22 protein-coding genes are annotated in these 22235 nt (G+C 71.0%); 12 read left to right on the top strand and 10 right to left on the bottom strand.

Annotated elements, in window-relative coordinates; all coding sequences use genetic code 11:
- The first annotated feature begins 289 nt into the window (after window positions 1–289).
- From FL583_RS35325 to FL583_RS35340, 5 genes are all read left to right on the top strand, one after another.
- Window positions 290–1501, top strand: coding sequence for a sensor histidine kinase (locus FL583_RS35325; RefSeq protein ID WP_170324037.1), 1212 nt, complete (start codon window positions 290–292; stop codon window positions 1499–1501).
- Window positions 1502–1874: 373 nt separating this feature from the next.
- On the top strand, window positions 1875–2813 hold the full coding sequence (locus tag FL583_RS35330) for a universal stress protein (RefSeq protein WP_142709251.1): 939 nt from the start codon (window positions 1875–1877) through the stop codon (window positions 2811–2813).
- A gap of 76 nt (window positions 2814–2889) precedes the next feature.
- A complete protein-coding gene (locus FL583_RS40575; RefSeq protein ID WP_170324038.1) occupies window positions 2890–3048 on the top strand; it encodes a hypothetical protein in 159 nt (52 codons plus the stop codon).
- A 113-nt stretch (window positions 3049–3161) separates the two neighbouring features.
- Entirely contained in the window at window positions 3162–5312 is a 2151-nt protein-coding gene (locus tag FL583_RS35335) for a HelD family protein (RefSeq protein ID WP_142709252.1), read from the top strand.
- A 4-nt stretch (window positions 5313–5316) separates the two neighbouring features.
- Window positions 5317–6315: a DUF389 domain-containing protein gene (locus tag FL583_RS35340; RefSeq protein ID WP_142709253.1), complete on the top strand. Its 999-nt coding sequence runs from the start codon at window positions 5317–5319 to the stop codon at window positions 6313–6315.
- Window positions 6316–6387: 72 nt separating this feature from the next.
- On the opposite strand, the gene FL583_RS41285 is transcribed toward FL583_RS35340, so the two are convergent.
- Window positions 6388–7086, bottom strand: a complete 699-nt coding sequence (locus FL583_RS41285) for a hypothetical protein (protein WP_205752744.1) — start codon at window positions 7084–7086, stop codon at window positions 6388–6390.
- A 782-nt stretch (window positions 7087–7868) separates the two neighbouring features.
- Between FL583_RS41285 and FL583_RS35350 the strand changes: the two genes are divergently transcribed.
- Window positions 7869–8207 carry a histone-like nucleoid-structuring protein Lsr2 gene (locus FL583_RS35350; protein WP_142709254.1) on the top strand — a complete coding sequence of 113 codons (339 nt, stop codon included), beginning with the start codon at window positions 7869–7871 and terminating at the stop codon, window positions 8205–8207.
- Window positions 8208–8299: 92 nt separating this feature from the next.
- Here the strand turns inward: FL583_RS35350 and FL583_RS35355 are convergent, their stop codons facing one another.
- A complete protein-coding gene (locus FL583_RS35355) occupies window positions 8300–8680 on the bottom strand; it encodes a response regulator (protein ID WP_170324039.1) in 381 nt (126 codons plus the stop codon).
- A 238-nt stretch (window positions 8681–8918) separates the two neighbouring features.
- On the opposite strand from FL583_RS35355, the gene FL583_RS35360 reads away from it, so the two are divergent.
- Together FL583_RS35360 and FL583_RS35365 are read left to right on the top strand one after the other, a co-directional pair.
- Window positions 8919–9455 (top strand): hypothetical protein, encoded by a 537-nt coding sequence (locus FL583_RS35360; RefSeq protein ID WP_142709256.1) that lies wholly within the window; start codon window positions 8919–8921, stop codon window positions 9453–9455.
- Between the two features lie 145 nt (window positions 9456–9600).
- On the top strand, window positions 9601–9885 hold the full coding sequence (locus tag FL583_RS35365; RefSeq protein WP_142709257.1) for a YggT family protein: 285 nt from the start codon (window positions 9601–9603) through the stop codon (window positions 9883–9885).
- A gap of 37 nt (window positions 9886–9922) precedes the next feature.
- Here the strand turns inward: FL583_RS35365 and FL583_RS35370 are convergent, their stop codons facing one another.
- Window positions 9923–10972, bottom strand: coding sequence for an FG-GAP repeat domain-containing protein (locus FL583_RS35370; protein ID WP_170324040.1), 1050 nt, complete (start codon window positions 10970–10972; stop codon window positions 9923–9925).
- 141 nt (window positions 10973–11113) lie between these two features.
- Between FL583_RS35370 and FL583_RS35375 the strand changes: the two genes are divergently transcribed.
- Together FL583_RS35375 and FL583_RS35380 are read left to right on the top strand one after the other, a co-directional pair.
- Window positions 11114–12757 (top strand): IPT/TIG domain-containing protein, encoded by a 1644-nt coding sequence (locus tag FL583_RS35375; protein ID WP_142709259.1) that lies wholly within the window; start codon window positions 11114–11116, stop codon window positions 12755–12757.
- Window positions 12758–12946: 189 nt separating this feature from the next.
- Window positions 12947–13780 (top strand): hypothetical protein, encoded by an 834-nt coding sequence (locus tag FL583_RS35380; RefSeq protein WP_142709260.1) that lies wholly within the window; start codon window positions 12947–12949, stop codon window positions 13778–13780.
- Between the two features lie 12 nt (window positions 13781–13792).
- Here FL583_RS35380 and FL583_RS35385 read toward each other — a convergent pair whose 3' ends face one another.
- The 4 genes from FL583_RS35385 to FL583_RS35400 are packed head-to-tail and all read right to left on the bottom strand — an operon-like array spanning window position 13793 to window position 17665.
- On the bottom strand, window positions 13793–14599 hold the full coding sequence (locus tag FL583_RS35385) for an ABC transporter permease (protein WP_170324041.1): 807 nt from the start codon (window positions 14597–14599) through the stop codon (window positions 13793–13795).
- A complete protein-coding gene (locus FL583_RS35390) occupies window positions 14596–15441 on the bottom strand; it encodes an ABC transporter permease (RefSeq protein WP_142709261.1) in 846 nt (281 codons plus the stop codon). The genes FL583_RS35385 and FL583_RS35390 overlap by 4 nt, the downstream gene beginning before the upstream one ends.
- Window positions 15438–16643: an ABC transporter substrate-binding protein gene (locus tag FL583_RS35395; RefSeq protein WP_142709262.1), complete on the bottom strand. Its 1206-nt coding sequence runs from the start codon at window positions 16641–16643 to the stop codon at window positions 15438–15440. The genes FL583_RS35390 and FL583_RS35395 overlap by 4 nt, the downstream gene beginning before the upstream one ends.
- 14 nt (window positions 16644–16657) lie before the next feature.
- Window positions 16658–17665, bottom strand: coding sequence for an ABC transporter ATP-binding protein (locus FL583_RS35400; RefSeq protein WP_142709263.1), 1008 nt, complete (start codon window positions 17663–17665; stop codon window positions 16658–16660).
- A gap of 131 nt (window positions 17666–17796) precedes the next feature.
- Here FL583_RS35400 and FL583_RS35405 point away from each other — a divergent pair, with 131 nt between their 5' ends.
- Window positions 17797–18549, top strand: coding sequence for a FadR/GntR family transcriptional regulator (locus tag FL583_RS35405; protein ID WP_142709264.1), 753 nt, complete (start codon window positions 17797–17799; stop codon window positions 18547–18549).
- Window positions 18550–18556: 7 nt separating this feature from the next.
- Window positions 18557–19303 (top strand): cache domain-containing protein, encoded by a 747-nt coding sequence (locus FL583_RS35410; RefSeq protein ID WP_205752745.1) that lies wholly within the window; start codon window positions 18557–18559, stop codon window positions 19301–19303.
- A gap of 11 nt (window positions 19304–19314) precedes the next feature.
- On the opposite strand, the gene FL583_RS35415 is transcribed toward FL583_RS35410, so the two are convergent.
- From FL583_RS35415 to FL583_RS35425, 3 genes are read right to left on the bottom strand one after another with little or no spacing between them, the layout of a single operon-like run.
- Window positions 19315–19869 (bottom strand): hypothetical protein, encoded by a 555-nt coding sequence (locus FL583_RS35415; protein WP_142709265.1) that lies wholly within the window; start codon window positions 19867–19869, stop codon window positions 19315–19317.
- Between the two features lie 24 nt (window positions 19870–19893).
- Complete coding sequence (locus FL583_RS35420; protein ID WP_142709266.1) at window positions 19894–20769, bottom strand: hypothetical protein; 876 nt, start codon at window positions 20767–20769, stop codon at window positions 19894–19896.
- Between the two features lie 33 nt (window positions 20770–20802).
- On the bottom strand, window positions 20803–21741 hold the full coding sequence (locus FL583_RS35425) for a cellulase family glycosylhydrolase (RefSeq protein WP_170324042.1): 939 nt from the start codon (window positions 21739–21741) through the stop codon (window positions 20803–20805).
- Window positions 21742–22235: the final 494 nt, after the last annotated feature.

The raw sequence follows: 22235 nt of genomic DNA on the forward strand, positions 1-22235 counted from the left end.
AACGGACGTCCCATCAGCAACAACCTCTTCAACAGATGTTGCAACGACGCCCTGAATCCGCCCCCGCTGAGACCCCGAAAACCCGTGAATCCGCGAGGCCCCGCGCGCAGCGCGGGGCCTCGCGCGCACAGCGCGGGGCCTCGCGCGTGCTCCCGCTCTGCTACCCGGAACCCCTCGGGCGGAGGCTCCGCGCGGCGATGACTAGTGCGTACCCGGGAGGCACGGACGCTTCCCGGGGGTCATGCCAGCCAGGCGGCACGGATGCCGCCTCGCACACACGGGGATTGACATGGATGTCGAGCTTCCGGCCCGCTGGGCCGACGAGCCTGCCCGGCTCGCCGCGGTCCGACTGATGCGCGAGTTCAGCGCGTCGGTCGAGCCGGTGCTGACGAACATCGTCCGGATCGCGGCCGAGGCGGTGCGCGCGCCGATGGCGATGTTGACGCTGGTCGAGGCCGAGCGCGTGCGCGTGGTCTCGCGGCACAACGTCGGCATCACGCAGCTGCCGCGCAACGCCGCTCCGTGCGCCCGCGTCGTGGCCGGCCGGGCCCCGCTGCACATCCCCGACCTGCTCGACGACCCGCGCTACGCGGTCGGCCCGCTCACCGGCGGCGAGACCGGCGCCCGCTCGTACGCCGGCGTCCCGGTGCTCGACCCGACCGGGAACGTCGTCGGCTCGCTCGCCGTCCTCGACCGCACGCCGGGCTCGCTCGGCGCGGAGCGGACCCAGCTGCTCGGCCTGCTGGCCGACCAGGCCACCGCGATCCTCACGCTGGGCGCGACGGCCGACCGCGAGGCCGCCAACGCGGCCGCGATGGGCCAGTTCGGCGCCGAGTTCATCTCGCTGATCACCCACGAGGTGCGGACGCCGGTCGCGGTCATCACCGGCAACCTCGAGCTGCTCGACGAGCTCGGCGACATCCCGGACGTCTCCCGCGAGCGGATGGTCTCGGCGATCCGCCGCAACGCCGACCGGCTCGTTCGGCTGATCGACCACCTGCTGGTCACCGCCCGCGCCGGCGACGCGCTGGCCGCGACCGTGTCCCGGGCCCCGGTCGACCTGTCCGGGCTGGTCACCGAGGCCGTCCGGGCGAACGAGCCGAAGGCCAAGCAGGGTGGCATCGCGCTCGACCTCCAGGTCGAGCAGCCGGCCACCGTGCCCGGCGACGCCACGATCCTGCGCACCGCGATCGACAACCTGCTGAGCAACGCGCTGCTGTTCACCCAGCCGGGTGGCCGGATCAGCGTCCGGGTGTCGGCCGACACCCCGCAGGCCGCGCTCGTGACGATCACCGACACCGGTGTCGGCATCCCGGCCGAGGAGCTGTCCCGGGTGTTCGAGCGGTTCTACCGGGGCGCCCACGCGCAGCGGGTGGAGGCGCCGGGCGCCGGGCTGGGCCTGGCCGTCACCGAGGCGATCGCCGCCGCGCACGGCGGAGGCGTCCGGCTGGACAGCACGCCCGGCGCGGGCACCACGGTCCGCCTGGTGCTGCCCCTCTGAGCTCCCCGGCTCCGGTCGGATCCCCACCGGAGCCGGGTGAACACTCTCCGCCTGCCCGCCCCTCTGGGGAGGGATGGCCGGCGGAGGTCAGCCCACGATGCGGCCCTTCTGTCGAAGGGCCGCATCGTGGTGCGTCCGTCACATCCCACCAGGTGGTCCTCTACTCCGAGTAGAGGTTTCCGGACGCCGTGTCATCGGGCCAGGTGGGCGCTGCACACCACTGGATGGCACCGGATCTCGATCCGTCCCGATTACAGAGATCCGCTGGCCAGGCGTCGTTTGATTAGGCACGCTGAGTGCGGGGTCGCGGGAGCCCCGATTGGTCACCACAGGCACGTTCGACGGAGCGCCGGCCGTCGCAGGAGGGGAAGTCGTGACGGTTTTTGACACGAGTAGACCGACGGCATCCTCGACCGCGCCCAGCCCGGTGCCGCTCCGCCCTCGTGAGCAGGTCCAGCGCCGGCCGACCGGCGGCCCCCGGTGGGCGCCCGCCGCGGCCGGCATCGTCGTCGGCGTCTCCCGTGGCGACGACCCGACCGGAGTTCTGACCTGGGCCGCCCGCGAGGCCCGGGCCCTGCACGCACCGCTGGTCGTCTGCCACGCGGGCCACGACGAACGGGCCGACGCGGTGCTGGCCGAGGCCGGTGCGCTGGCCCGCCGCACGGTCCCGTCCGGGCACGTCCGGACGGTACGCGGCGACGGGCGCCCGCTGTCGGTGCTCGCCAGCGCGGCCGACCAGTCCGGCCTGGTCGTGGTCGGCACCGCCGCCGGGGCCGGTTCCGGCACCCAGCTCGTCGGCACGATCGCGGTCCGGCTCGCCACCGAGGGCCGGTCGGCCGCGGTGGTCGCGCGTCCGCCGGTGCGCACGGGTCAACCCCAGCTCGGGCCGTTCGGTGACCACGTGGTCGTCGGCGTCGACGGCTCGCCCGCGTCCCGGTCGGCGCTCGAGTACGCGTTCGCGCACGCTGCCGGTCACCGCAAGCCGCTGGTCGCGGTGTACGTCTCGACCGGCTCGGCGGCCGACTACTGGCTCGACGACAGCCTGCTCGACACGGTCGTCACCGACGACCCGGGTGCGGCGTCACTGCTCGACGACGAGGTAGGTCCGTTCGTCGAGCGCTACCGGGTCCGGGCGACGACCGCGGTGCACCGGGGCCGGCCGCTGGCCGTGCTCAGCCGGCTCTCCCGCGGAGCCGACCTGCTCGTCGTCGGCGTCAACGGACGCCCGGCCGGCGCGCGCTCGCGTCTGGGTTCGACGGCCCGGGGCGTTCTGCTCGACCCGCCGACCACAGTTGCCGCCGTCCGTGCGTGACCTGTGTCTCAGAGTCATCTGAACCGATCAACCTGGCGGCCACACAGCCGAAACGAAGAGCATGCACGCTCTTCTCATGGACAGTTTGACCGAGCACTACGTCAGCCAGATCAACCGGGCGATCGCCAGCGGCCGAGAAGACCTCATCGACGAGCTGACCGCACAACACGACGTCGAGACCCGCTCCACCTCGCTGCGAGCCCTGCTCAAGCGCGCCGACCGGCACCGCCGCTGATTCTATCGACCCCTGGTCAGCGACACATCAGCTCCCAGCAGGACCCGGTGACACCGTCTGCTGTTTAGGCTTCAAGTTCTGCGCCGAACCACCCCCGAAGCCGGAGCACCGCGTTGACCGACCGTCCATCCGCCCTGACCACCGAGATCGCCGCCGAGCAGCGTCACGTCGACGAGGTGTACGCCCGGCTCGAGGAGGTGCGCTCCGGCACCAGCGCGGTCGAAGCCGAAGGACACCTCCGGGCCCAGCTGGGCAACGAGGGCGCGCTCTACGAACGGGACGTACTGGTCCACAACGCGGCCCGGCGCCGGGCCGCACTCGACCGTGGCTACGACGGCCTGGTGTTCGGCCGGCTCGACCTCCGTACCGGAGAGGCCCGGCACATCGGGCGGCTCGGCGTCCTCGACGCGAAGTACGAGCCGCTGGTCGTCGACTGGCGCGCCCCAGCCGCGGCGCCGTTCTACCGCGCCACCTCCGAGGACCCGCTCGACGTCGTGCGGCGGCGGGTGATCCACTCCAGCGGCACCCGCGTAGTCGGGCTCTCCGACGACCTGCTCGACCCCTCGGCCGCACCCGAGGGCATGGCCGTCGTCGGCGAGGGCGCGCTGATGGCGACGCTGGCCCGGGCCCGCGGCACGGCGATGCGTGACATCGTCGCGACGATCCAGCGCGAGCAGGACGAGGCGATCCGGGCCCCGGCCGCCGGCACCACGATCATCGAGGGCGGCCCCGGCACCGGGAAGACCGCGGTCGCGCTGCACCGCGTCGCCTATCTGCTCTACTCCGACCGCAACCGGTACGCCGGCGACGGCGTGCTGGTCCTCGGACCGTCCCCGACGTTCGTCCGGTACATCGACCAGGTGCTGCCCTCGCTCGGCGAGGAGGGCGTCGTCCTCCGGTCGCTGGGCACGATGCTGACCGGCGTCGAGGCCACCCGCCGCGACGACGCGGCGCTCGCCGCGGTCAAGGGCGGGCTGCGGATCCGCCGCGTCCTCACCCGGCTGGTCTGGCAGCCGGCGCCTACGGCGCCGCAGAGGTTCCGCGCCGTCTACGGCGGTGAGGTTCTCATTCTGGACGCCGCGGCGCTGAGCGCCGCCCGCAAGGCGGCCCGACGGCGGGGCGCAGTGCCGAACGGGTCCCAGGGGCAGGCCCGGACCGCGCTGCTCGACGCGCTCTGGAACGTCTCGCGCGGCTGGGCCGAGCCCCCCGAGCACTGGGAACGCGAAGAGTTCGACGCCGAGATGCGCGAGCGCACCGAGTTCCAGGAGTTCGTCGCGGCCTGGTGGCCGATCGTCGACGCCGAGCAGGTCCTGCGCTGGGCCGCCGACCGGTCGCGGCTGGCCCGCAGCGCCGGGTCCGACCTCACCCGCGACGAGGTGGCCGCGCTGGCCACCTCGTTCCGGGCCGACGGCTGGTCGGTGGCCGACATCGCGCTGCTGGACGAGATCAAGGCCCTGCTCGGCAAGCCACCGCGGTCGGCGGCCCGGCGTCGTCGCCCGGAGGACTGGGAGATGCAGGAGATCCGGCTCTCCTCCGACCGGCCGGAGCGCGCGCCCGCGCCGGTCGACGAGGACGAGGAGTTCTCGCTGATCGTCGTCGACGAGGCTCAGGACCTCTCGCCGATGCAGTGGCGGATGCTCGGCCGGCGAGGGAAGTACGCGTCCTGGACGCTGGTCGGCGACCCGGCCCAGAGCGCCTGGGAGGACGCCGCCGAGGCCACCACCGCGATGGACGCGGCGGTCGGCACCCGGCTGCGCCGCCGGTACCTGCTGACGACGAACTACCGGAACTCGGCCGAGATCTTCGAGCTGGCCGCGCGGGTGCTCCGGCGCTGGGAGCCCGGGCTCGACCTGCCGACCGCGGTGCGCAAGACCGGCGCCGAGCCGAGCGAGCGGGTCGTACCGTCCGGCTCCCTTCCGGAAGCGACCCGCGCCGCCGCCCGAGAGCTCCTGGACGACGTGGAAGGCACCGTCGGTGTGGTGACCACCGCCCGGGCCCGCGACGAGGTGGCGGGCTGGCTGGAGGGGCTGGGTGCCGGGCGCCTCCAGGTCGTCGACAGCATCGAGGCCAAGGGCCTGGAGTACGACGGGGTGGTCGTCGTGGAGCCGGCCGGCATCATCGGCGAGTCGAGCGCCGGGCACCGGGTGCTCTACGTGTCGCTCAGCCGGGCCACCCACCGCCTGGTCGTGCTCACCACCGACCCGGAATGGGCCGAGCCGCCGTCCGACCGCCCGCGCAGCTCCGAGCCGCTGTCGCTGTTCTGAGCCGATGCTGCACCTGCGCCTGATCGTCCCGTCGGACCGGGTCCTCACCGTGCTGGAGCTGCTCGAGGGCGACGCGTCGGTGACGCATCTCGTCGTGCTGGCCGGCGCCGCTCGCGACCCGGCCGGCGACGTCGTCCTGTGCGACGTGGCCCGGGAGGGCGCCAGCGCGGTGCTGTCCGCGCTCCGCGACCTCGGCATCCCCGACGACGGCTCGATCGCGGTCGAGAACATCGACGTCGTGCTCTCGGCCGCCGGCGAGAAGGCCGAGCGGGACGCCCCCGGGCTGGGCACCGACGCGGTGGTCTGGGAGGAGATCGAGCAGCGGGTAGGCGACGAGGTCGAGCTGTCGGCGACGTATCTGGTGTTCCTGACCGTGGCCACGATCATCGCGGCGATCGGCGTCCTGCTGGATCAGCCGATCCTGATCGTCGGCGCGATGGTCGTCGGGCCCGACTTCGGGCCGCTGGCCGCGCTGTGTGTCGGCGTCGTGCTGCGGAAACGTGCGATGGCGGTAAAGGCCGCGGTCGCGCTGGTGGTCGGGTTCCCGGTCGCGATGCTGCTGACGCTCGGGGCGGTCCGGCTGCTCGACGTCGCCGGGTTGGTCGAGAAGTCGATGCTGCTCGCCGACCGGCCGCTGACCGACTTCATCTGGCGGCCGGACGCGCTGTCGTGGGTCGTCGGGTTCCTGGCCGGTATCGCCGGGATCGTGTCGCTGACGTCGGCCAAGTCGGGCGCGCTGGTCGGCGTCCTGATCTCGGTGACGACGGTGCCCGCGGCCGCCAACGTCTCGGTCGCGGTGGCCTACGGCGTCTACGACGAGGCCTGGGGCTCCACCGTCCAGCTGGTCGTCAACCTGGCCGCGATCGTCGTCGGGGGCGTCGTGACGCTCGTCGTCCAACGGACGTTCTGGCGGCAGCGGGCCCTGCGGCCGAAGCGGACCCGGGCCGCCCAGCTGGTGGCCGCGCGGGCCCGGCGGGCCGCACGCACGAAGGGCCGCAGCTGAACGCCCGCCCCGGTCCGGGGCGGGCGTCCAGTGCCTGACCGAGACGTGGAACAGGGCTAGGAGCCCCGCGGGTCAGTCGTCGCAGCGCCAGTCGCAGCCGCGGTGGTGGTGCCACCGCTTGAACGACGGGCAGTCCCAGCGGTGGTGGTACCGACGGCCACCGTCCCACCACCAGCCGCTGCGGAAGATCGGGCCACCGGCGAAGAAGAAGTCGTCGTCATCGTCGTCGTCGTCCACGACGACGATCGGCCGGACGATCGGCTGCACGATCACGGCACCGCGCGGGCCGATGTTGCCCACCGGGCCGGCGTTCCCGATCGGCGCCCCGTTGGCCACCGGAGCACCGTTTCCGACCGGCGCGCCCGCCGCCGGAGCGGCCGCGGCCGGGGCCGCAGCGGCCGGAGCAGCCGTGCCGGTGGCCGGCTGCGCGGCCGGGGCGGCCGGGGTTTCCTCGGCCGGAGTGGCGGCAGCCGGAGCAGCCGCTTCCTCGGCGGCCGGAGCCGCCGCCGCGCCGTACTTCTTCGAACCGACCGGAGTGCCGTCCGCGTTCGGCACCACGGCGGCGCTCGCGTTACCGCCCGAAGGCTTCGAACCCGCCGGAATTCCCGGGTCGGTGTTGCCGTCCTTCACCACTCCGGCCTGGGTGATTCCCGCTTTCGCAGTCACCACTCCGGAGTGCGGAACCGACGCCTGCGCGGCCGCGGCGCCGGCCAGGACGATGCCCGCCGAGACGGTTCCGACCTGCAGCGAACGACGAATCCAGATGTTCATCGAATTGGAGACCTCTCCTGAGGTACGTGTGAACTGAGTAAGTTCCGAGCGAAGGCGTCCGCACAGCGGGAAGCGGCGACTTCGGGTGGTCTCGGCCAAACACCGCCGATAACGACGCCGAATCGCGAGTCGGCTAGTTTCCGACCGACTTCCGACCCCACAATGGACTGTGGCGCAACGGACTAGAGGCCGCGGGAACGGTGCGCGGCGATCGTCGTCAGAGTGGCCGATCCGGCACTACCACGCGGCGCGCGCAACGCGCCGGTCCGGCAGTACACGAAGCATCCTCACCCTCGTACGTGTCAACCCCGTAGCTCCACTACGGCCACGGCACCGTCGAGCAGTAGCGGCAGCACCGCTCGATGAGGGGAACTTTGGTGCCAGAACGGACTATTTGCAACCCCTCAACGGGCCGACCGGGCGAGTTCTCCAATTTCACTCACGTAGTAGCCGTTAGGTGATCACCACTCTTGAATGATCATGTGATTACGGGCGGTATTGGTCGGGTGGCGAGGATCACCCGGTTCCACAAGACGCGTTCCTAATGGCCCCATGCGCTACGCGTAGAGCGTTATCCTGCAATCCACTGCTGACCGAGCAGGCCGACCAGCCACACTCACAGATTTGCGACGCAGCGGAACTCGGCCGACTTCCGATTCGTTGTCGAACGAGTTATCCGACCGTCTGCGGGAATAGTCCGGAACACACCAAGGGTGGGTGCCGGATTCGTTCCGGACGACTAGTAGGGTGTGGCCACCGATAGCACGACGAGGAGAACTTCTGTGGCGCGGAAAGTACAGGTCATGTTGGTGGACGACCTCGACGGCGGCACCGCCGAAGAGACCGTCTCCTTCGCGATCGATGGAACCTCTTACGAGATCGACCTGTCGGGCGACAATGCCGCCGCACTGCGGGAAACGATCAACACCTATGTCCAGGCCGCACGCAAGGCCGGACGCGGCGGAACCCGCGCGAATCGTCGTCCGGCGGCGCCCACTCAGCGATCGGGCCGCGAGCAGAACCAGGCCATCCGGGAATGGGCCAAGAACAAGGGTCTGCAGGTAAGCGATCGCGGTCGTATCCCGCAGGAAGTTATCGACCAGTACAACTCCGAGCACTGAACGTCACCACCGTTAACCGCGCCCCGAAGACACGGTGTGTTTTCCTCGGACGTACCCGGCGGCCCGGCGTGTCGCCGACAGCGACACGCGGGTCAGGCGAGTAGCGCGTACTCCAGCGCCGCCCGGTGGTGCGGCAACGCCAGCACCGCGTCGACGTCGACGTCCGCGAAGTCGCTCGGCTCGTAGATCGTCGAGATGATCAGACGGCACGGATGCCCGGCGAGTCCGGCGCGGATCCGCTCGACCAGCGGCTGGCCGGCTGTGGTCGGCACCAGCGTGTCGATGATGATCGCGTCGGGCGGGCGGCTGCTGGCGACCGCCAGCACCTCGGCCTCGGTACAGACCTGATCGACGCTCCAGCCCAGCGCCTGGAGCTGGAGCGTGAAAAGCGCTGCGAGATCCGGCTGGTCTTCCAGGATGAGCACCCGTCGCGACCGGTCGGACCGCACCGGGAGATCTCCGATTGCGGCCATATCCGTAGCATTCGCCCTTCGGGTGCTACTACGGGTGCGGCCAGGTTGCGGCTCGGTAGCGGCCGTGCCCCCAAAATGACCCCCACAGGGTTGAGGTCGGCCCTCATCGAACGGCCGACTACTCGTAAGTAACGTATCGCTGATCGTTACCGACTGGGACGATGCCGCCCGGAAGGAAACTGCGCCAAAGCGCATCGGTCAGTGCCGACCGCGCGCACCTCGTCGAGGGGGTCGCCGAATGCACGCGGGTGCCTGGTCCGCCCCCGATACGACCGCGGTGCCGGCGTTCTTCGCGGCAGCGAACTCCGTCAAACCCGTCGCGGGTCCGGGCGTTCCGCCTCCGGGGTGTACCGACCCCGACCGGTGGACCGACGCCTATCTGATCTCCGAGGCCCACCGGGCGGAGAACGGCGTGTGCCGGTGCGGTCGTCCGCTGCCGTGCATCGCCGCCCAGCGGGCCGACGAGATCATGGCCGAGACCACCGCGGCCTCCCGGGCCGCGGAGGAGGTGCAGCGCGCGGCCGAGGCGGCCGCCACCGCGGAGTGGGAGATGATGCACGCGATCACCCAGGAGATCCCGGTGATCCGCGTCGAGCCGGAGTTCCTGCCGCCGGCCGCGCCCGCTCCGGTCGGGGCCCGGTTCCGCTCGCGGACGCGCGACGAGGTGGACGAACCACCCCCGGCGCCGGCGGTGGAGTACGTGCTCCCGGAGCCGCGTCAGCCGACCGGCGCACGGTTCTACCGGGAGCGGAAATCGCCGCGACACCGCAGCTGAGGCCCTACTCCTGTGCTCAGCGACTCTCCATACTTTCCTCAGCATCCCCTCAGCTCGCCGACGCACTGTTGAAGGAGTACGTAAGCCCCCTGAGGAGGAACCCCTTGATGAGTTCTGGTGTCTCGAGTGCCCGCCGGGCTACCCGATGAGCGCCATCGGTGCCCTGCTCGGGCTCGTCCTCTGGTTGTTCTGGCTGGTGCTGATCGCCCGGGTCGTCCTGGACTGGTCGGTCGTGCTGGCCGGGCCGCCGGCGTGGGGTGGATTCCGCGCCAAGGCCATCAACGTCGTCACCCGCATCACCGAGCCGGTGCTCGCGCCGGTGCGCCGGGTCGTGCCGCCGTTGCGGGTGGGCGGGGTCTCGATCGACCTCGCGTTCATCCTGGTGTTCTTCGCGGTGATCGTCCTGCGGAACATCGTGTCCCACCTGTAGTCGTTCCACCGGAAGGGCCCCTGTCCGGGGGCCCTTTCTACGTCTTCGGGCGTTCCCAGACGATCCCCGGCTGGGGGATCTCGGTGCTGGCGACCATGTACGTGTGCCAGCGGGACGACGTCGGGCGGAACGCGGTCCGGGTCGACAGCGCGACGAAGATGTCGGCCGTCCCGCCGCGGGTGAACGCGGCCACGTCGTCCCGACCGTCGCCGTCGAAGTCCCCGATGCCGGGGATGGCGTCGGCGGTGGCCCACGAGCGCAGCCACACCGACGTGCGCCCGAACGCCCGGCCGGTCGAGAGCGCTACCGTGACCGTGTGCGAGGTTCCGCGGGCGAACGCGACCAGGTCGGCCTTCCCGTCGCCGTCGACGTCGCCCAGGCCCGGCAGCGCGGTTCCCGGTGCGAACCAACTCCAGCGGGTCGCCGGGCCGAACGACGTCCCGGTGGAGAGCGCGACGGTGACCCGAGCGCTGGCTCCGCGGCTGAACGCGACGACGTCGTCCTTGCCGTCGCCGTCGACGTCGGCGACCGCGGGAACGGCGTCCCCGTCCGCGAACGACGTCGACCAGACCGTGGGCGTGGCGAACCCGCTGCCGGTGGACAGCGCGACCGTGACGGTGGCCGTGCCTCCGCGGGCGAACGCCAGCACGTCGTCCTTGCCGTCGCCGTTCACGTCGCCCACCGCGGGAATCGCCGAGCCGGGCGCGAACGACGTCAGCCAGGCCCGGCTCGGCCCGAACGAACGGCCGGTGGAGAGCGCGACCGCGACCGACGGCAGGTCGCCCCGGGCGAACGCGGCGACGTCGCTCTTCCCGTCGCCGTCGAAGTCGCCGGCCAGCGGGACCTGGCTCCAGAACGCGAACGACGACGACCACAGATCACCGATCCCGGCGAAGCGCGTTCCGGTCGACCGAGCCACGTAGACGTCACCGGCGCGTCCCCGGGTGAACGAGGCGACGTCGTCCCGGCCGTCGCCGTCGTAGTCGCCGGCCCGGCCGACGAAGCCCTCGGACGCCGGCACGAGCGGCGGCTCCGGCGGCAGTTGCGGTGTCCCGGCCCGGGCCGCTGACGGCGCAGCGACCGTCACGACGGTCGCTAGTGCCGCGATCAGCCGTTTTGTTGTAGTTCGGTCCCCCACCGCACCTGAATAGCACCGGTCGCCCCCTCAACCCCGGCACCTCGCCGACCGACGTCCAGTCACCAGGACGTTCACGACGAAGGAGCACGGATGCCGAGGCTCGCTCGCCCATTAGCCGGTGGCGCGGTTGCGCTGGCCGTACTCGCCGCCACCGCGGCCACCCCCGCACCGGCCACGGCCGCCACTCCGGCATCGCCGTATTTCGTGGGCGGCTACACGCCGAGCACCACGGTCGTCACCGCGGCGTCGTCGTCGCACAAGCTCCGGATCGCCGCCGACGACCTGCCGGCCGGCGTCGACCTGCGGGCGGACGCTCCGCCCGTCGGCAACCAGGGCAACGTCGGCGCGTGCGTGGCCTGGACGATCGGTTACTCGATCATGGGTTACTACGGCAAGACCAGCGCGCCCTACGCGCCGCTCTACCTGTACCTGCGGGCGGTCAAGGGGTCGGCCCCGAACACCGGCCTCGTCCCCGAGAACGCGCTCACCGAGGCCCAGAAGAACGGCGTCGACACCCAGTCGGACTACTTCCAGGGCACGGTCGACTACTCGGTCAAGCCGACGTCGGCCGAGATCGCGAACGCGACGAACTACAAGATCACCGGCTGGACGACGCTGTGGTCGGGCGTCGCGAACCAGGGCGCGACCGGCCAGCTGGCCATCGAGCGGGCGCTGGCTGCGGGCAACCCGGTCGCGATCGGCTTCCCGGTCTTCTCCGACTTCCCGTCGTGGAAGTCCGGCTCGGCGTACAGCACGCTGACCGGCAACGTGATCGGTGGCCACATGGTCGCCGCCTACGGGTACGACAGCGAGGGCGTCTGGATCCGGAACTCGTGGACCACCGCGTGGGGCCGGAACGGTGACGCGAAGCTGTCCTGGGCGTTCGTCGACAAGCTGGTCAGCGCCGCCTACACGGTCACCGGGGTCGCGGCCGCGGCCACGCCGAAGGTGCCTGCTCCCACCGTCGTCGGCCTGTCGGCGCGATCGGCCTCGACGTCCGGCGGCAGCACGGTGCTGATCACCGGCACCGGGCTCGCGTCCGCGACCGCGGTCCGCTTCGGCCCGACGACGGCGACGTTCACGAAGTCGACCGAGAACGGCGTCACCCGGCTGCTCGCGACCGTGCCCGCGGGAGCCGCGGGCAGCGCGAACATCACGGTGACGAACCCGGGCGGGACCAGCTCTCCGGCCTCGTTCAGCTACCTGGCCCCGGCACCGACGGTCACCGGGCTCAGCGCGACGGAGTCGGTGATCTTCGGCGGCTCCACGGTGACGCTCACCGGCACCGGGCTCACCGGCGCGACGAGCGTCCGGGTCGGCTCAGTCACCGCGAAGCCCACGGTCACCTCGGACACGTCGCTGACGTTCGTCGTGCCGAAGGCGGCCAAGTCCGGCCCGGTCCACGTCACCGTGGTGACGCCCGGCGGCACCAGCAAGACGACCGACGCCGACGTCCTCACGTACGTCGATCCGCCGGCGCCGGTGGTGACCGGGCTGACCGTGGCGACCGGGAAGGCCTCCGGGACGACCGCGACGACGATCAAGGGCACCGACCTGCTCGGCGTCACCGCGGTCACCGTCGACGGCAAACTGGTTCCGTTCACCGCGGTCTCCGCCACCGAGATCCGGATCACCGTTCCCAAGCACCCGGCCGGCAGCGCCGCGATCCAGGTGTCGACGCCGGGCGGCCTCAGCGCCCCCGGCGACCCATCGCGCTTCACCTGGTCGGCCTGAACGGCCCCACCGGGGCCTGGTGTTGTGTTCTGACGTTGAGCCCGCCCAGGGCGGCGCTGCCGATCGGGCGCGATCACGCCGCGTACAGATTGGTACTCAAGTGGTCGCGCCCGCTCGGCAGCGTCGTTCTGGGCGGGCCGTGCAGAAGGGCCTTTCGGGATTCGCTTCGGGTGGGCACCATGTGGAGGCATGAGTGCGCAGGGTCTTGCGGGGGCCGGTCGGGCGTCGGTCGAGCCTCGCGTCCTGGCGGCCTGGGACGCGTTCCTGAGCAGCGCGGACGCCGCTGACCTGGGGCTCACCAGCGGCGCCCCGGGCCAGCGCGGCCACGACCTGTGCGTCCAGCTCGGACTGTGGACGGAACACCGCGCGGTCCACGACCTCGTCACGTCGGCCCGCGCCGGCGGGCACGGCGCTCCGCCGGACGTCCGGATGGTGCGTGACGCGGTCCTCGACACACATCGGGACGCGTCCCGCGCGGAGGTTCTCTCCGCGTTGCGCCGCAGGCGGGACGCGGTCTCGATCTACTTCCAGAACTACGACGAGACGCTCGACCTGGCGCCCGCCGTCTCCCCGTTCGGCCGGATACCGCTGCTCTCGGTGCTGGTCGGGGAGGCGTACCTGCTCGCGGTCACCGCGCTCGACCTGGTGCCGTGCGGGGCTCCCCGGCCCCCGGAACCGCTGCTGCAGGCCGGGCTGGCCGGCCTGTGCGAGGTGCTCGGCGCGCTCGCGGTGGAGGCCGACCTGACCGGCAGCGCCGCGTTCCGGACGCCGTCGGGCGGGTGGGGGTTCGCGGTGTCCGAGGACGGGTGGAGCGTGCGTGATCTCGGCTCCCGGCTGCCCGGCGGCACCGTGGTCGAGGGCGAGGCCGCCGACCTGCTGGGCGTCGCCGCAGGCCGGCTCGAGGGGACGCGGCTGCTGCGGGCCCGCCGGCTGCGGACCCAGCAGATCACCGGCCTGCTCCGGCTCGCCCCGCTCGCCGACCTCCCCTGGACCCCCGGCGCACCCCTCCTCCGCCTCCCTTAGAAGCCGCCTCCCCTAGAAGCGGCCGCCGCCGGTGCTCTCGCCCGACAGCCGCTGGGCCAGATAGACCGGCACCACCGAGAGCACGATCAGCACCGTCGCCACCACGTTGACGACCGGCGCCTGGTTGGGCCGGAACAGGTTGTTCAGGATCCAGATCGGCAGCGTCGTCGTACCGGCGCCGGCGGTGAACGTCGTCACGATGATCTCGTCGAACGAGAGCGCGAACGCCAGCAGACCGCCGGCCAGCAGCGCGGAGCGCAGCATCGGGAACGTGACCAGGCGGAACGTGGTGAACAGGTCGGCGCCGAGGTCCATCGACGCCTCCTCCAGGTTGCCCCCGAGCCGGCGCAGCCGGGCGATCACGTTGTTGAAGACGATCACCACGCAGAACGTCGCGTGCGCGACGACGACCGTGATGAACCCCAGCTGCAGACCCAGCACCGTGCGGAACGCGTTGTTCAGCGCGATGCCGGTGACGATGCCGGGCAGCGCGATCGGCAGCACGATCAGCAGCGAGATCGAGTCCCGCCCGAAGAACCGGTGCCGCTGCAGCCCGAACGACGCCAGCGTGCCCAGGACCAGCGCGATCACCGTCGCGACGAAGCCGACCTGCACACTCGTCCACAACGCGTCCAGAGCGCCGGTGTTCTGCGCCGTCCGTCGCCACCACTCGAGCGTGAACCCCGACGGCGGCCAGCCGAACGTCCGATCGGAGTTGAACGAGTTGACGACGACGACGAGCAGCGGGACGTAGACGACGGCCAGCGCGAGAACCATGATCGTGCGCAGCACGATCCGGGAGGTGCGGGACAGGGTCATAGGTTCTCCAGCGCGCCGGTCCGCCGCACCGCGGCCAGGTACACGAGCATGATGACGACCGGCACGGTCGCGACCGCGGCCGCGAACGGCAGGTTGTTCGCGGCCCCGATGTTGTCGTAGACGACGTTGCCCAGCAGCTGTTTCGTGCCGCCGACGATGCGGACCGCGATGTAGTCGCCGAGCGACAGCGAGAACGTGAAGATCGACCCGGCGACGACGGCCGGGAAGATCGTCGGCAGCACGACCGTGCGGAAGATCCGGAACGGGCGGGCGCCGAGGTCGCCGGCCGCGTCGAGCAGCGAGTCGGGCAGGCGCTCGAGCCCGGCGTAGACCGGCAGGATCATGTACGGGAGCCAGAGGTAGGCGAGCGTGATGGTCGTCGCGGACAGGCCGTAGCCGGGGGTGCCGCCGAGCCACGACAGGATGCCGTCGCCGGAGAACATCAGCCGCCACGCGTAGACCTTGACCAGGTAACTCGCCCAAAGCGGGGTCAGGATCGCGACGACCAGCCACCGCTGGGCCCGCGGCGACGCGACCTTGGCCATGTAGAACGCGACCGGCAGCGCGATCAGCGCGTCGATGACCGTGACGCCGATCGCGACGCCGATCGTCCGGAGCGAGATCGTCCGGTAGACCTGGCCGGTGAAGAGCTCGGTGAAGTTGTCGAGCGTCCAGGTGCGGACGACCTGGCCGGTGAAGTCGTTCACCGACCAGAACGCCGCCACGAACAACGCTGCCAACGACCCGAGATACGCCAGCCCGAGCCACAACAACGGCACGCTCAACAACAGCGCAAGCCGAGCCCTGGGCCGCCGATACAGCGCGGTGGAAAGCCGCCTCATCCCTTGATCTCGGTCCAGGCCTGGGTCCACTTGGCGTAGTCGGTGCACTTCACGTCGGTGCGGCCGTCCAGGCACTGGGTGATCGGCGTGCTCCAGTACCAGATCTGCTTCGCGTAGGCCTCGTCACCGGCGTGGTACGTCGTGCAGTGGTTCTTGTCCACCGTGAAGTCGCACGCCTTGGCGTTGCCCGGCGACTCACCGAAGTACTCCGCGACCTGCGCGTTCACCTTCGGGCTGATGATGTGGTCGAGCCACTTGTACGCGCACGTCTTGTGCTTCGACTTGGCCCCGACCATCCACGTGTCCGACCACCCAGTCGACCCCTCCGACGGCAGCACGGCCTCCACCGGAGCCTTCTCCGACTTCGCCACATTCGCGATGACCTGCCAGGTCGTCCCGATCGCCGAGTCACCCGACTTGAACGCCGAGACTTCCTTCAGGTAGTCGCTCCAGTACTCGCCGACGTTCGCCTTCTGCTTCTTCAAAAGATCGACGGCCGCCCCGAACTGCTTGTCGTCGAGCGCGTACGGGTTCTTGATGCCGAGGTCGGGCTGGTGCTTCATCAGGTACAGGGCCGCGTCGGCGATGTAGATCGGCGAGTCGTACGCGGTGACCTTGCCCTTCGTCGCCGCGTTGTCCTCGAACACGGCACTCCACGACGTCGGCGCCGGCTTCACCACGTCGGTGCGGTACATCAGCAGGTTCGCGCCCCACCCGTGCGGGATCCCGTACGAGACGCCCTTGACGCTGTTCCAGGCCTGGTTCTTCAGGAACGGGAAGACGTCCTGGTAGTTCGGCACCAGGCCGGTGTTGACCGGCTCCACGTCCCCACCGGCGATCAACCGCAGCGACGCGTCACCGGACGCGGACACCACGTCGTACTGGCCGGTCTTCATCAGCGAGACGGCCTCGTCGGAGGTACCGAACACCTTCACGTTGACCTGACACCCGGTCGACTTCTCGAACGGCGTCACCCAGTCGACCTTCGGGTCGTTCGACCCGTCCTCGGCGTACCCGGCCCAGGCCAGCACGTTCAGCGCGCCCTCGGGCGTCCCGAGCTTGTCCAGCGCCGACAGCTTCGGCGGGGTGAAACCCGCGTTGGTTCCCGAGGACGACCCGGAGTCGTCGGACGTCCCGCACGCAGCGGCCGCGAGGACCAGCGTCGCGACCATCGCACCGGCAAACGATTTGCGTAACTTCACGGTGGCCTGCTTTCTCAGGAGGTGGAGGAGAGAGCGTGCGTGCGATTCCAGCTCAGCTGGACGCGGTCCCCGCGGCTGATGCCGGCCGGGTCGCCTTCGTTCTGGCGTTGCGCCACCAGTTGGCCGCCGGCGTCGAGGTCCACCACGTACCGGGTGGAGGCGCCGAGGTAGATCGTCTCGAGGACGGTCCCGTCCGCGGTCGCGTCCCCGGGGGCCGGCGACCCGATGCGGATCTTCTCCGGCCGAATGCTGACGGTGTCCGGCGCGCCGAGGATCGTCGTGGCGGGCTCGCCGGACAGCAGATTCGTCATGCCGACGAACCCGGCGACGAAATCGTTGACCGGCCGCTCGTACAGCTCAGCCGGCGACGCGATCTGCTCGAGGCGGCCCGCCCGCACCACCGCGACCCGGTCGCTCATCGTCAGCGCCTCGTCCTGGTCGTGCGTGACCAGCACGAACGTAATTCCGACGTCCCGCTGCAACTGCTTGAGCTCGACCTGCATCTCCAGCCGGAGCGCGCGGTCGAGCGCGCCCAGCGGCTCGTCGAGCAGCAGCACCTTGGGCCGGTTGACCAGCGCGCGAGCCAGCGCGACCCGCTGCCGCTGGCCGCCCGAGAGCTGACCGGGCCGCCGATCGCCGAACCCGTCGAGCCGGACCGACGTCAGCGCGGCCAGAGCCCGCTCCCGGCGCTCGGCCTTGCCGACCTTCTTGACCTTCAATCCATATTCGACGTTCCCCAGCACGGTGAGGTGCGGGAATAGCGCGTAGTCCTGGAACACCGTGTTGACGTCCCGGTCGTACGGCGGCAGCGTCGTGACCTCGGTGCCCGACAGCAGCACCTGGCCGCTGGTCGGCAGCTCGAACCCGGCGATCATCCGGAGCAGCGTGGTCTTGCCCGAACCGGACGGCCCGAGCAGCGAGAAGAACTCGCCGTCGGGGATCTCGAGATCGACGCCGGCGACGGCCTCCACCTCGCCGAACGTCTTGCGCAGCCCGCGCAGCTCGATCGCGGGAGCATTCAACGGAACTCCTGGGGGGACGAAGGCGTTGGATCGACCACGGGCCGAAACCTATGACGTCATAGTTCACAGCACAATATGGGCCCTCTGGAATTTATCGTCGAGTAACAGAGTGCACAAAGGAGGGTGGAGGGATGCGACGGGTCTCCCGGGGTCCGCGCTCCGCGGTGTTCGCACCGTTGGAAAGCTTGAGCCGGACCGAGCTGGTCACCCACCGTCTCGCCGACGCGATCGTGCTCGGGCTGCTCATCCACGACGAGCAGCTGCCGAGCGAGACCGACCTGGCCAACGGCTTCGGCGTCTCGACGGTCACGGTCCGGGAAGCGCTCACCATCCTTCGCCAGCGCGGGCTGATCGAGACCCGCCGGGGCCGCGGTGGCGGCAGCTTCGTCCGCTCCCCCGGCGAGGACGCGCCCGGTGCGCTGCACGACCGGCTGCGCGATCTGAGCCCGGGGACATTACGGGACATCGGTGACCACTACGCGGCGATCCGGGGGGCGTCCGCGGCGCTCGCGGCCGAGCGCGCCGACCACGACGACGTCGACCGGTTGTCGGCCGCCGTGTCGGCACTGGAGTCCGCGGCTACGCCCGGTGACCGGCGAAGAGCCGACGGACACTTCTGGATCGAGGTCGCCGCGGCCGCCCAGTCGGCCCGGCTGACCCGGGCCGAGCTCGCGCTGCAGACCGAGGTCGGCCCGTTGTTCTGGCTGGTCCTGGAGGACTCGTCGGCGCAGGCGCCGGCCGTCTCGCGCTCCCGCGCGGTCACCGCCGCGATCGCGTCCGGCGACGGCACCGCGGCCCGGGCCGCGGCCGAGGACCGCGTCGTCGATGCTGTGAAAACCTTGACCGAACGTCACCTCGAATTGGTACGCGAGGTTGCGGGATGATCCGGTGGTGGATCGCTCGCCTGCCCATCTGACCGCGGCACCGCTGGAACCGGCCGTGGCCGGGGTGGTGACCGCGGTCCGCGCGGTCGTCGAGGGCGTCTTCGCCGACGTCGCCGCCCTCCGCCAGGGTGTCGAGGCGCTCTTCGAGCGCGCCGGCGCTCCGGTCGTCCGCGACGATCTCGCCGAGCTGTACCCCTCGCTCACTGCTCCACTGCGGACGCCCGGCGGGCCGGCCAAGGGAGCCGGGTTCGTGGCCGCGCCGCACGTGCTCGCCGACGCACCGTGGTGGCTCGAGTGGTGGATCCGCGAGCCGAGCGGCGAGCCGAGCCGGCTGATCGTCGACGTCGACCCGGACGGCGAGCATTTCTACGACTACACGACCCTGCCCTGGTACCGGGATCCGGCGCGCACCGGCCTGCGCAACGTCACCGGGCCGTACGTCGACTACCTCTGCACCGACGAGTACACGCTGACGTTCACCGAGTCGGTGCGCAGCGGCGGCCGGTTCCTCGGGGTCGTCGGAACCGACGTCGACGTGGACCGGTTCGAGGTGACCGTGCTGCCGTCGCTGCGCGCGGTGCCGGGCGCGGCGACGCTGATCAACGCGCACGGACGGGTGATCGCGTCGAACTCGCCGCACCGGAGCGGAGGGTCGCTGGTGCGTGACGTGGACGTGGCCGAGATGTGGGCGGCCGGCGATCCCCGGTTGATTCCGTGCGGGAACTTCCCGATCGGGCTGCTTCTCGTCCCTTAGAGGCTCGTTCCTCAGAGGCAGGGGGCGTCGGCGGGCCAGCGCTCGGCCAGCACCAGGTGGAAGTGGCCGACGTCGCCGAATTCTTCGAGCCCCCGGTAGTCGTGGGCCACCCGGACGAAGCCCGGCGGGACCTCCAGCGCGAGGGCCAGGCCGAGCTGGTCGCGGGCGTCGGCGGTGGTGGCGGCCTCGACGCCGTCGAGCACGCTGAACAGGTCGGCGGTCATCCCGGACGGGGCCGGATCGACCCGGACCCGGTGGCCGGCGTTCTCGACCCGCATGCCGGCCGGGACGCGCTCGCGGTAGTAGCGGGCGCAGGCGTCCAGCCGCTCCTGCTGCTCGGCCGTGGGGGCGTCGGCGCCGTAGAGCGGAGGTAAGAACTCGAAGCGCAGGCCGTCGTGGACGACGCCGTGACCCTCGAGCGGGACCTGGACCGTCTCCTCGTCGACGTCGGCCCGTTCGCGGACCAGGGCCCGGGCCGTCGGGAGGTCGGGCGCCGGGGCCAGGATCTCGCCGGAGGCGAGGATCGGCTCCCAGCCGTCGTCGGTGTGCCGGTACGTCACGTCCACGCGGCCATCCTGCCGGATGCGGAGCTAATGCACGGGGCGCGTCAGCGCCGAGAGGATCAGGATGCTGAGGCGGCGGGCCAGGTCCTTGGTGAACCCGGCGTCCTCGGCCGCCTCCTCGACGATCTGGCCGACGGTGGCGGTGCCGAGGCTGCTGAGGTGCGGGAGCGTGGTGGCGGCTCCGGCGATCAGCCGGCTGCGGGCCGCCTGGCGGTTTCGGTGCCACCGCGAGACGCCGTTGTGGTGGCGGGTGCCGACGTGTCCGAGCGCGCCGGTCGCGGCGCAGGTGAGGACGGCCAGGGAGAGGGCCGTGACGAGGTCGGCGTCGTCGCCGCCGAGCTCGAGGGCGAGCGGGTCGTGGCGCTTGGCTCCGGAGAGGGCCCAGTGGATGACCCGGCGTCGGAGGATGGGGTCGGCGAAGAAGCGGTCGGCGACCACCGGGAAGCGGTCGAGTTCTTCGGGGGCGAGCTCGCGGACGATGAGCTCGGCGGCGCCTCCGACGGTGTCGGGGCCGAGTTCCGGGAAGTCGTCGTCGTAGTCGTAGTCGTAGTCCTCGAAGTCTTGCGGCTCCTCGGGCTCCGGCGGCTCTTCGGGCTCCGGCGATTCTTCGGGCTCGGGTTCGGGTTCCGGCTCGGTGTCGGCCGGCGGGTCCGGAGGGGGTGGCGGCGGAGGCGGGTTGAAGTCCGACTCGTCGAGATCCATCCAGCGCCAGGCGGACGCCTCCGGCGCGTCCCCGCGCCAGACGACCTCACCTTCGATGACGGCCCCGGCGCCGCTGGCGGCGTAGGAGTTGAACACCAGACGGGTGGTGGGAATGTCGTCTTCGTCCAAGTAGGGCGCGTAATAGGTGTTCACCACGAACGGCACGGTGGGTGCGTCGTCGTCGTCGAACGGAACGGTCATACGCACCTCCCCGGCGTAAAGACGCTTCAGGGGTTAATTCGACGCCAGATCCAGATACTTGAGCGCTGGATCCCCCGGGCCGATCTCGTATCCGGACGCACCGGACCCACCCGCCGAACCACCGCGCCACGACCACAGCAGAACTCCGGCCACCCCGGCCCGCTCCTGGGCCGCGATCTTGCGGCCGATCACCGCACCCCGCTCGTCGACCCCGCCGACCCGATCGGCCCGCACCCCCATCTCCCCGACGATCAGCGGCTTGCCCAGGGCCGCCGCCTGCCTGAGCCGGGCGGCCAGGCCGTTCCACCGATCGCCGGGCAGCTCCTCGACCGCGTAGTCGTGGTATTCGGCGACGTCGACGACCGGGAGCCGGTGCAGCGCCTCCCACTCACGATCGACCGCACCGCACTGACCGCTGCCCGCCGTACCCACGCTGACCAGGTGATACGGGTCGACGGCGTGCAGCAGGCCACCGACGTCCGCGGTGAAGTTCCGGAGCAGGCCGGCCGCCGACGGCGGGCAGGCACCCCCGAGCGACGCACCGGGTTCGGGCTCGTTGACCAGCTGCCAGATCATGATCGTCGGGTCGTGCCGGTAGCGTTCCGCGACCTCACGCACCCACTCCCGGTAGGTCGCCGGCTGGCCGGGCGGCGGGGCGTCCCGGTACCCCGCCCGGTACCAGGCGTCGGTCTTGTACCCGGCCTCGGCCGAGGGGTAGCCCTCGCAGTCCGCCCACTGATTGCCCAGCACGGCGATGATCTTCAGCCGGTGCCGACGGGCCGCGGCGACGATCCCGTCGAGCCCCGACCAGTCCCGCCGCCCGTCGGACGTCGTCGCCAGCCGCTGGAAGAACCAGGTGCGGACGACCTGGACACCGGGGCCGAACGAGGAAGCGTCGACGTCGAGGTTGCTCGGGTCGCCACAGAAGCGTGCGCTCTCCGAAAAATCCGTGGCCGCATTCCAGACATTCAAGCCACCGAAGCGAAATGGTGCTCCGTCGAGGAAAAGCTGACCTTGCACGCTTGTGACGTATTCCTCCCGGTAACTCGCTCCGCCCAGGCCCACCATGATCAGTCCCATCACGAGCAGCGTCCGAAAGGAGAATCGGGACGGCCCCCGTGGTGCCGCATGACGCGCACGATGCACTCGGGTCACCGTACTTTCTTACGCTGCCGAATGGAGGTCAATGACTCGGAACGGCCGATGAAGCGTCCCCTAGCTTTAACCTATGGGTAACGTAGGAACCGCGATTCGCCACTACGTTTGATTCGCTGTCTCCATCGGGTCGTCGATGACCCACGGTCGAATACCGCGCGACGCAGCGGTCGCAGACACGCTTCAGCACTAGCCGTTCCCAAGCACCCATCAGCAGGGGTGATCGGACGGGGGGACATCTGTGCTTTCTTCACTGCCTACCTCGCGATGGTTCCGAGACGTCCGTCTTCGTCAAAGGTAGGTCCGAACAG

The organism is Cryptosporangium phraense (genome assembly GCF_006912135.1).
Lineage (GTDB): Bacteria > Actinomycetota > Actinomycetes > Mycobacteriales > Cryptosporangiaceae > Cryptosporangium > Cryptosporangium phraense.

Coding starts and splice junctions, on each gene's coding strand:
- FL583_RS35325 (WP_170324037.1), top strand. CDS start 290: ATGGATGTCGAGCTTCCGGCCCGCTGGGCCGACGAGCCTGCCCGGCTC.
- FL583_RS40575 (WP_170324038.1), top strand. CDS start 2,890: ATGGACAGTTTGACCGAGCACTACGTCAGCCAGATCAACCGGGCGATC.
- FL583_RS35340 (WP_142709253.1), top strand. CDS start 5,317: ATGCTGCACCTGCGCCTGATCGTCCCGTCGGACCGGGTCCTCACCGTG.
- FL583_RS41285 (WP_205752744.1), bottom strand. CDS start 7,086: ATGAACATCTGGATTCGTCGTTCGCTGCAGGTCGGAACCGTCTCGGCG.
- FL583_RS35355 (WP_170324039.1), bottom strand. CDS start 8,680: ATGGCCGCAATCGGAGATCTCCCGGTGCGGTCCGACCGGTCGCGACGG.
- FL583_RS35360 (WP_142709256.1), top strand. CDS start 8,919: ATGCACGCGGGTGCCTGGTCCGCCCCCGATACGACCGCGGTGCCGGCG.
- FL583_RS35365 (WP_142709257.1), top strand. CDS start 9,601: ATGAGCGCCATCGGTGCCCTGCTCGGGCTCGTCCTCTGGTTGTTCTGG.
- FL583_RS35375 (WP_142709259.1), top strand. CDS start 11,114: ATGCCGAGGCTCGCTCGCCCATTAGCCGGTGGCGCGGTTGCGCTGGCC.
- FL583_RS35380 (WP_142709260.1), top strand. CDS start 12,947: ATGAGTGCGCAGGGTCTTGCGGGGGCCGGTCGGGCGTCGGTCGAGCCT.
- FL583_RS35385 (WP_170324041.1), bottom strand. CDS start 14,599: ATGACCCTGTCCCGCACCTCCCGGATCGTGCTGCGCACGATCATGGTT.
- FL583_RS35390 (WP_142709261.1), bottom strand. CDS start 15,441: ATGAGGCGGCTTTCCACCGCGCTGTATCGGCGGCCCAGGGCTCGGCTT.
- FL583_RS35405 (WP_142709264.1), top strand. CDS start 17,797: ATGCGACGGGTCTCCCGGGGTCCGCGCTCCGCGGTGTTCGCACCGTTG.
- FL583_RS35420 (WP_142709266.1), bottom strand. CDS start 20,769: ATGACCGTTCCGTTCGACGACGACGACGCACCCACCGTGCCGTTCGTG.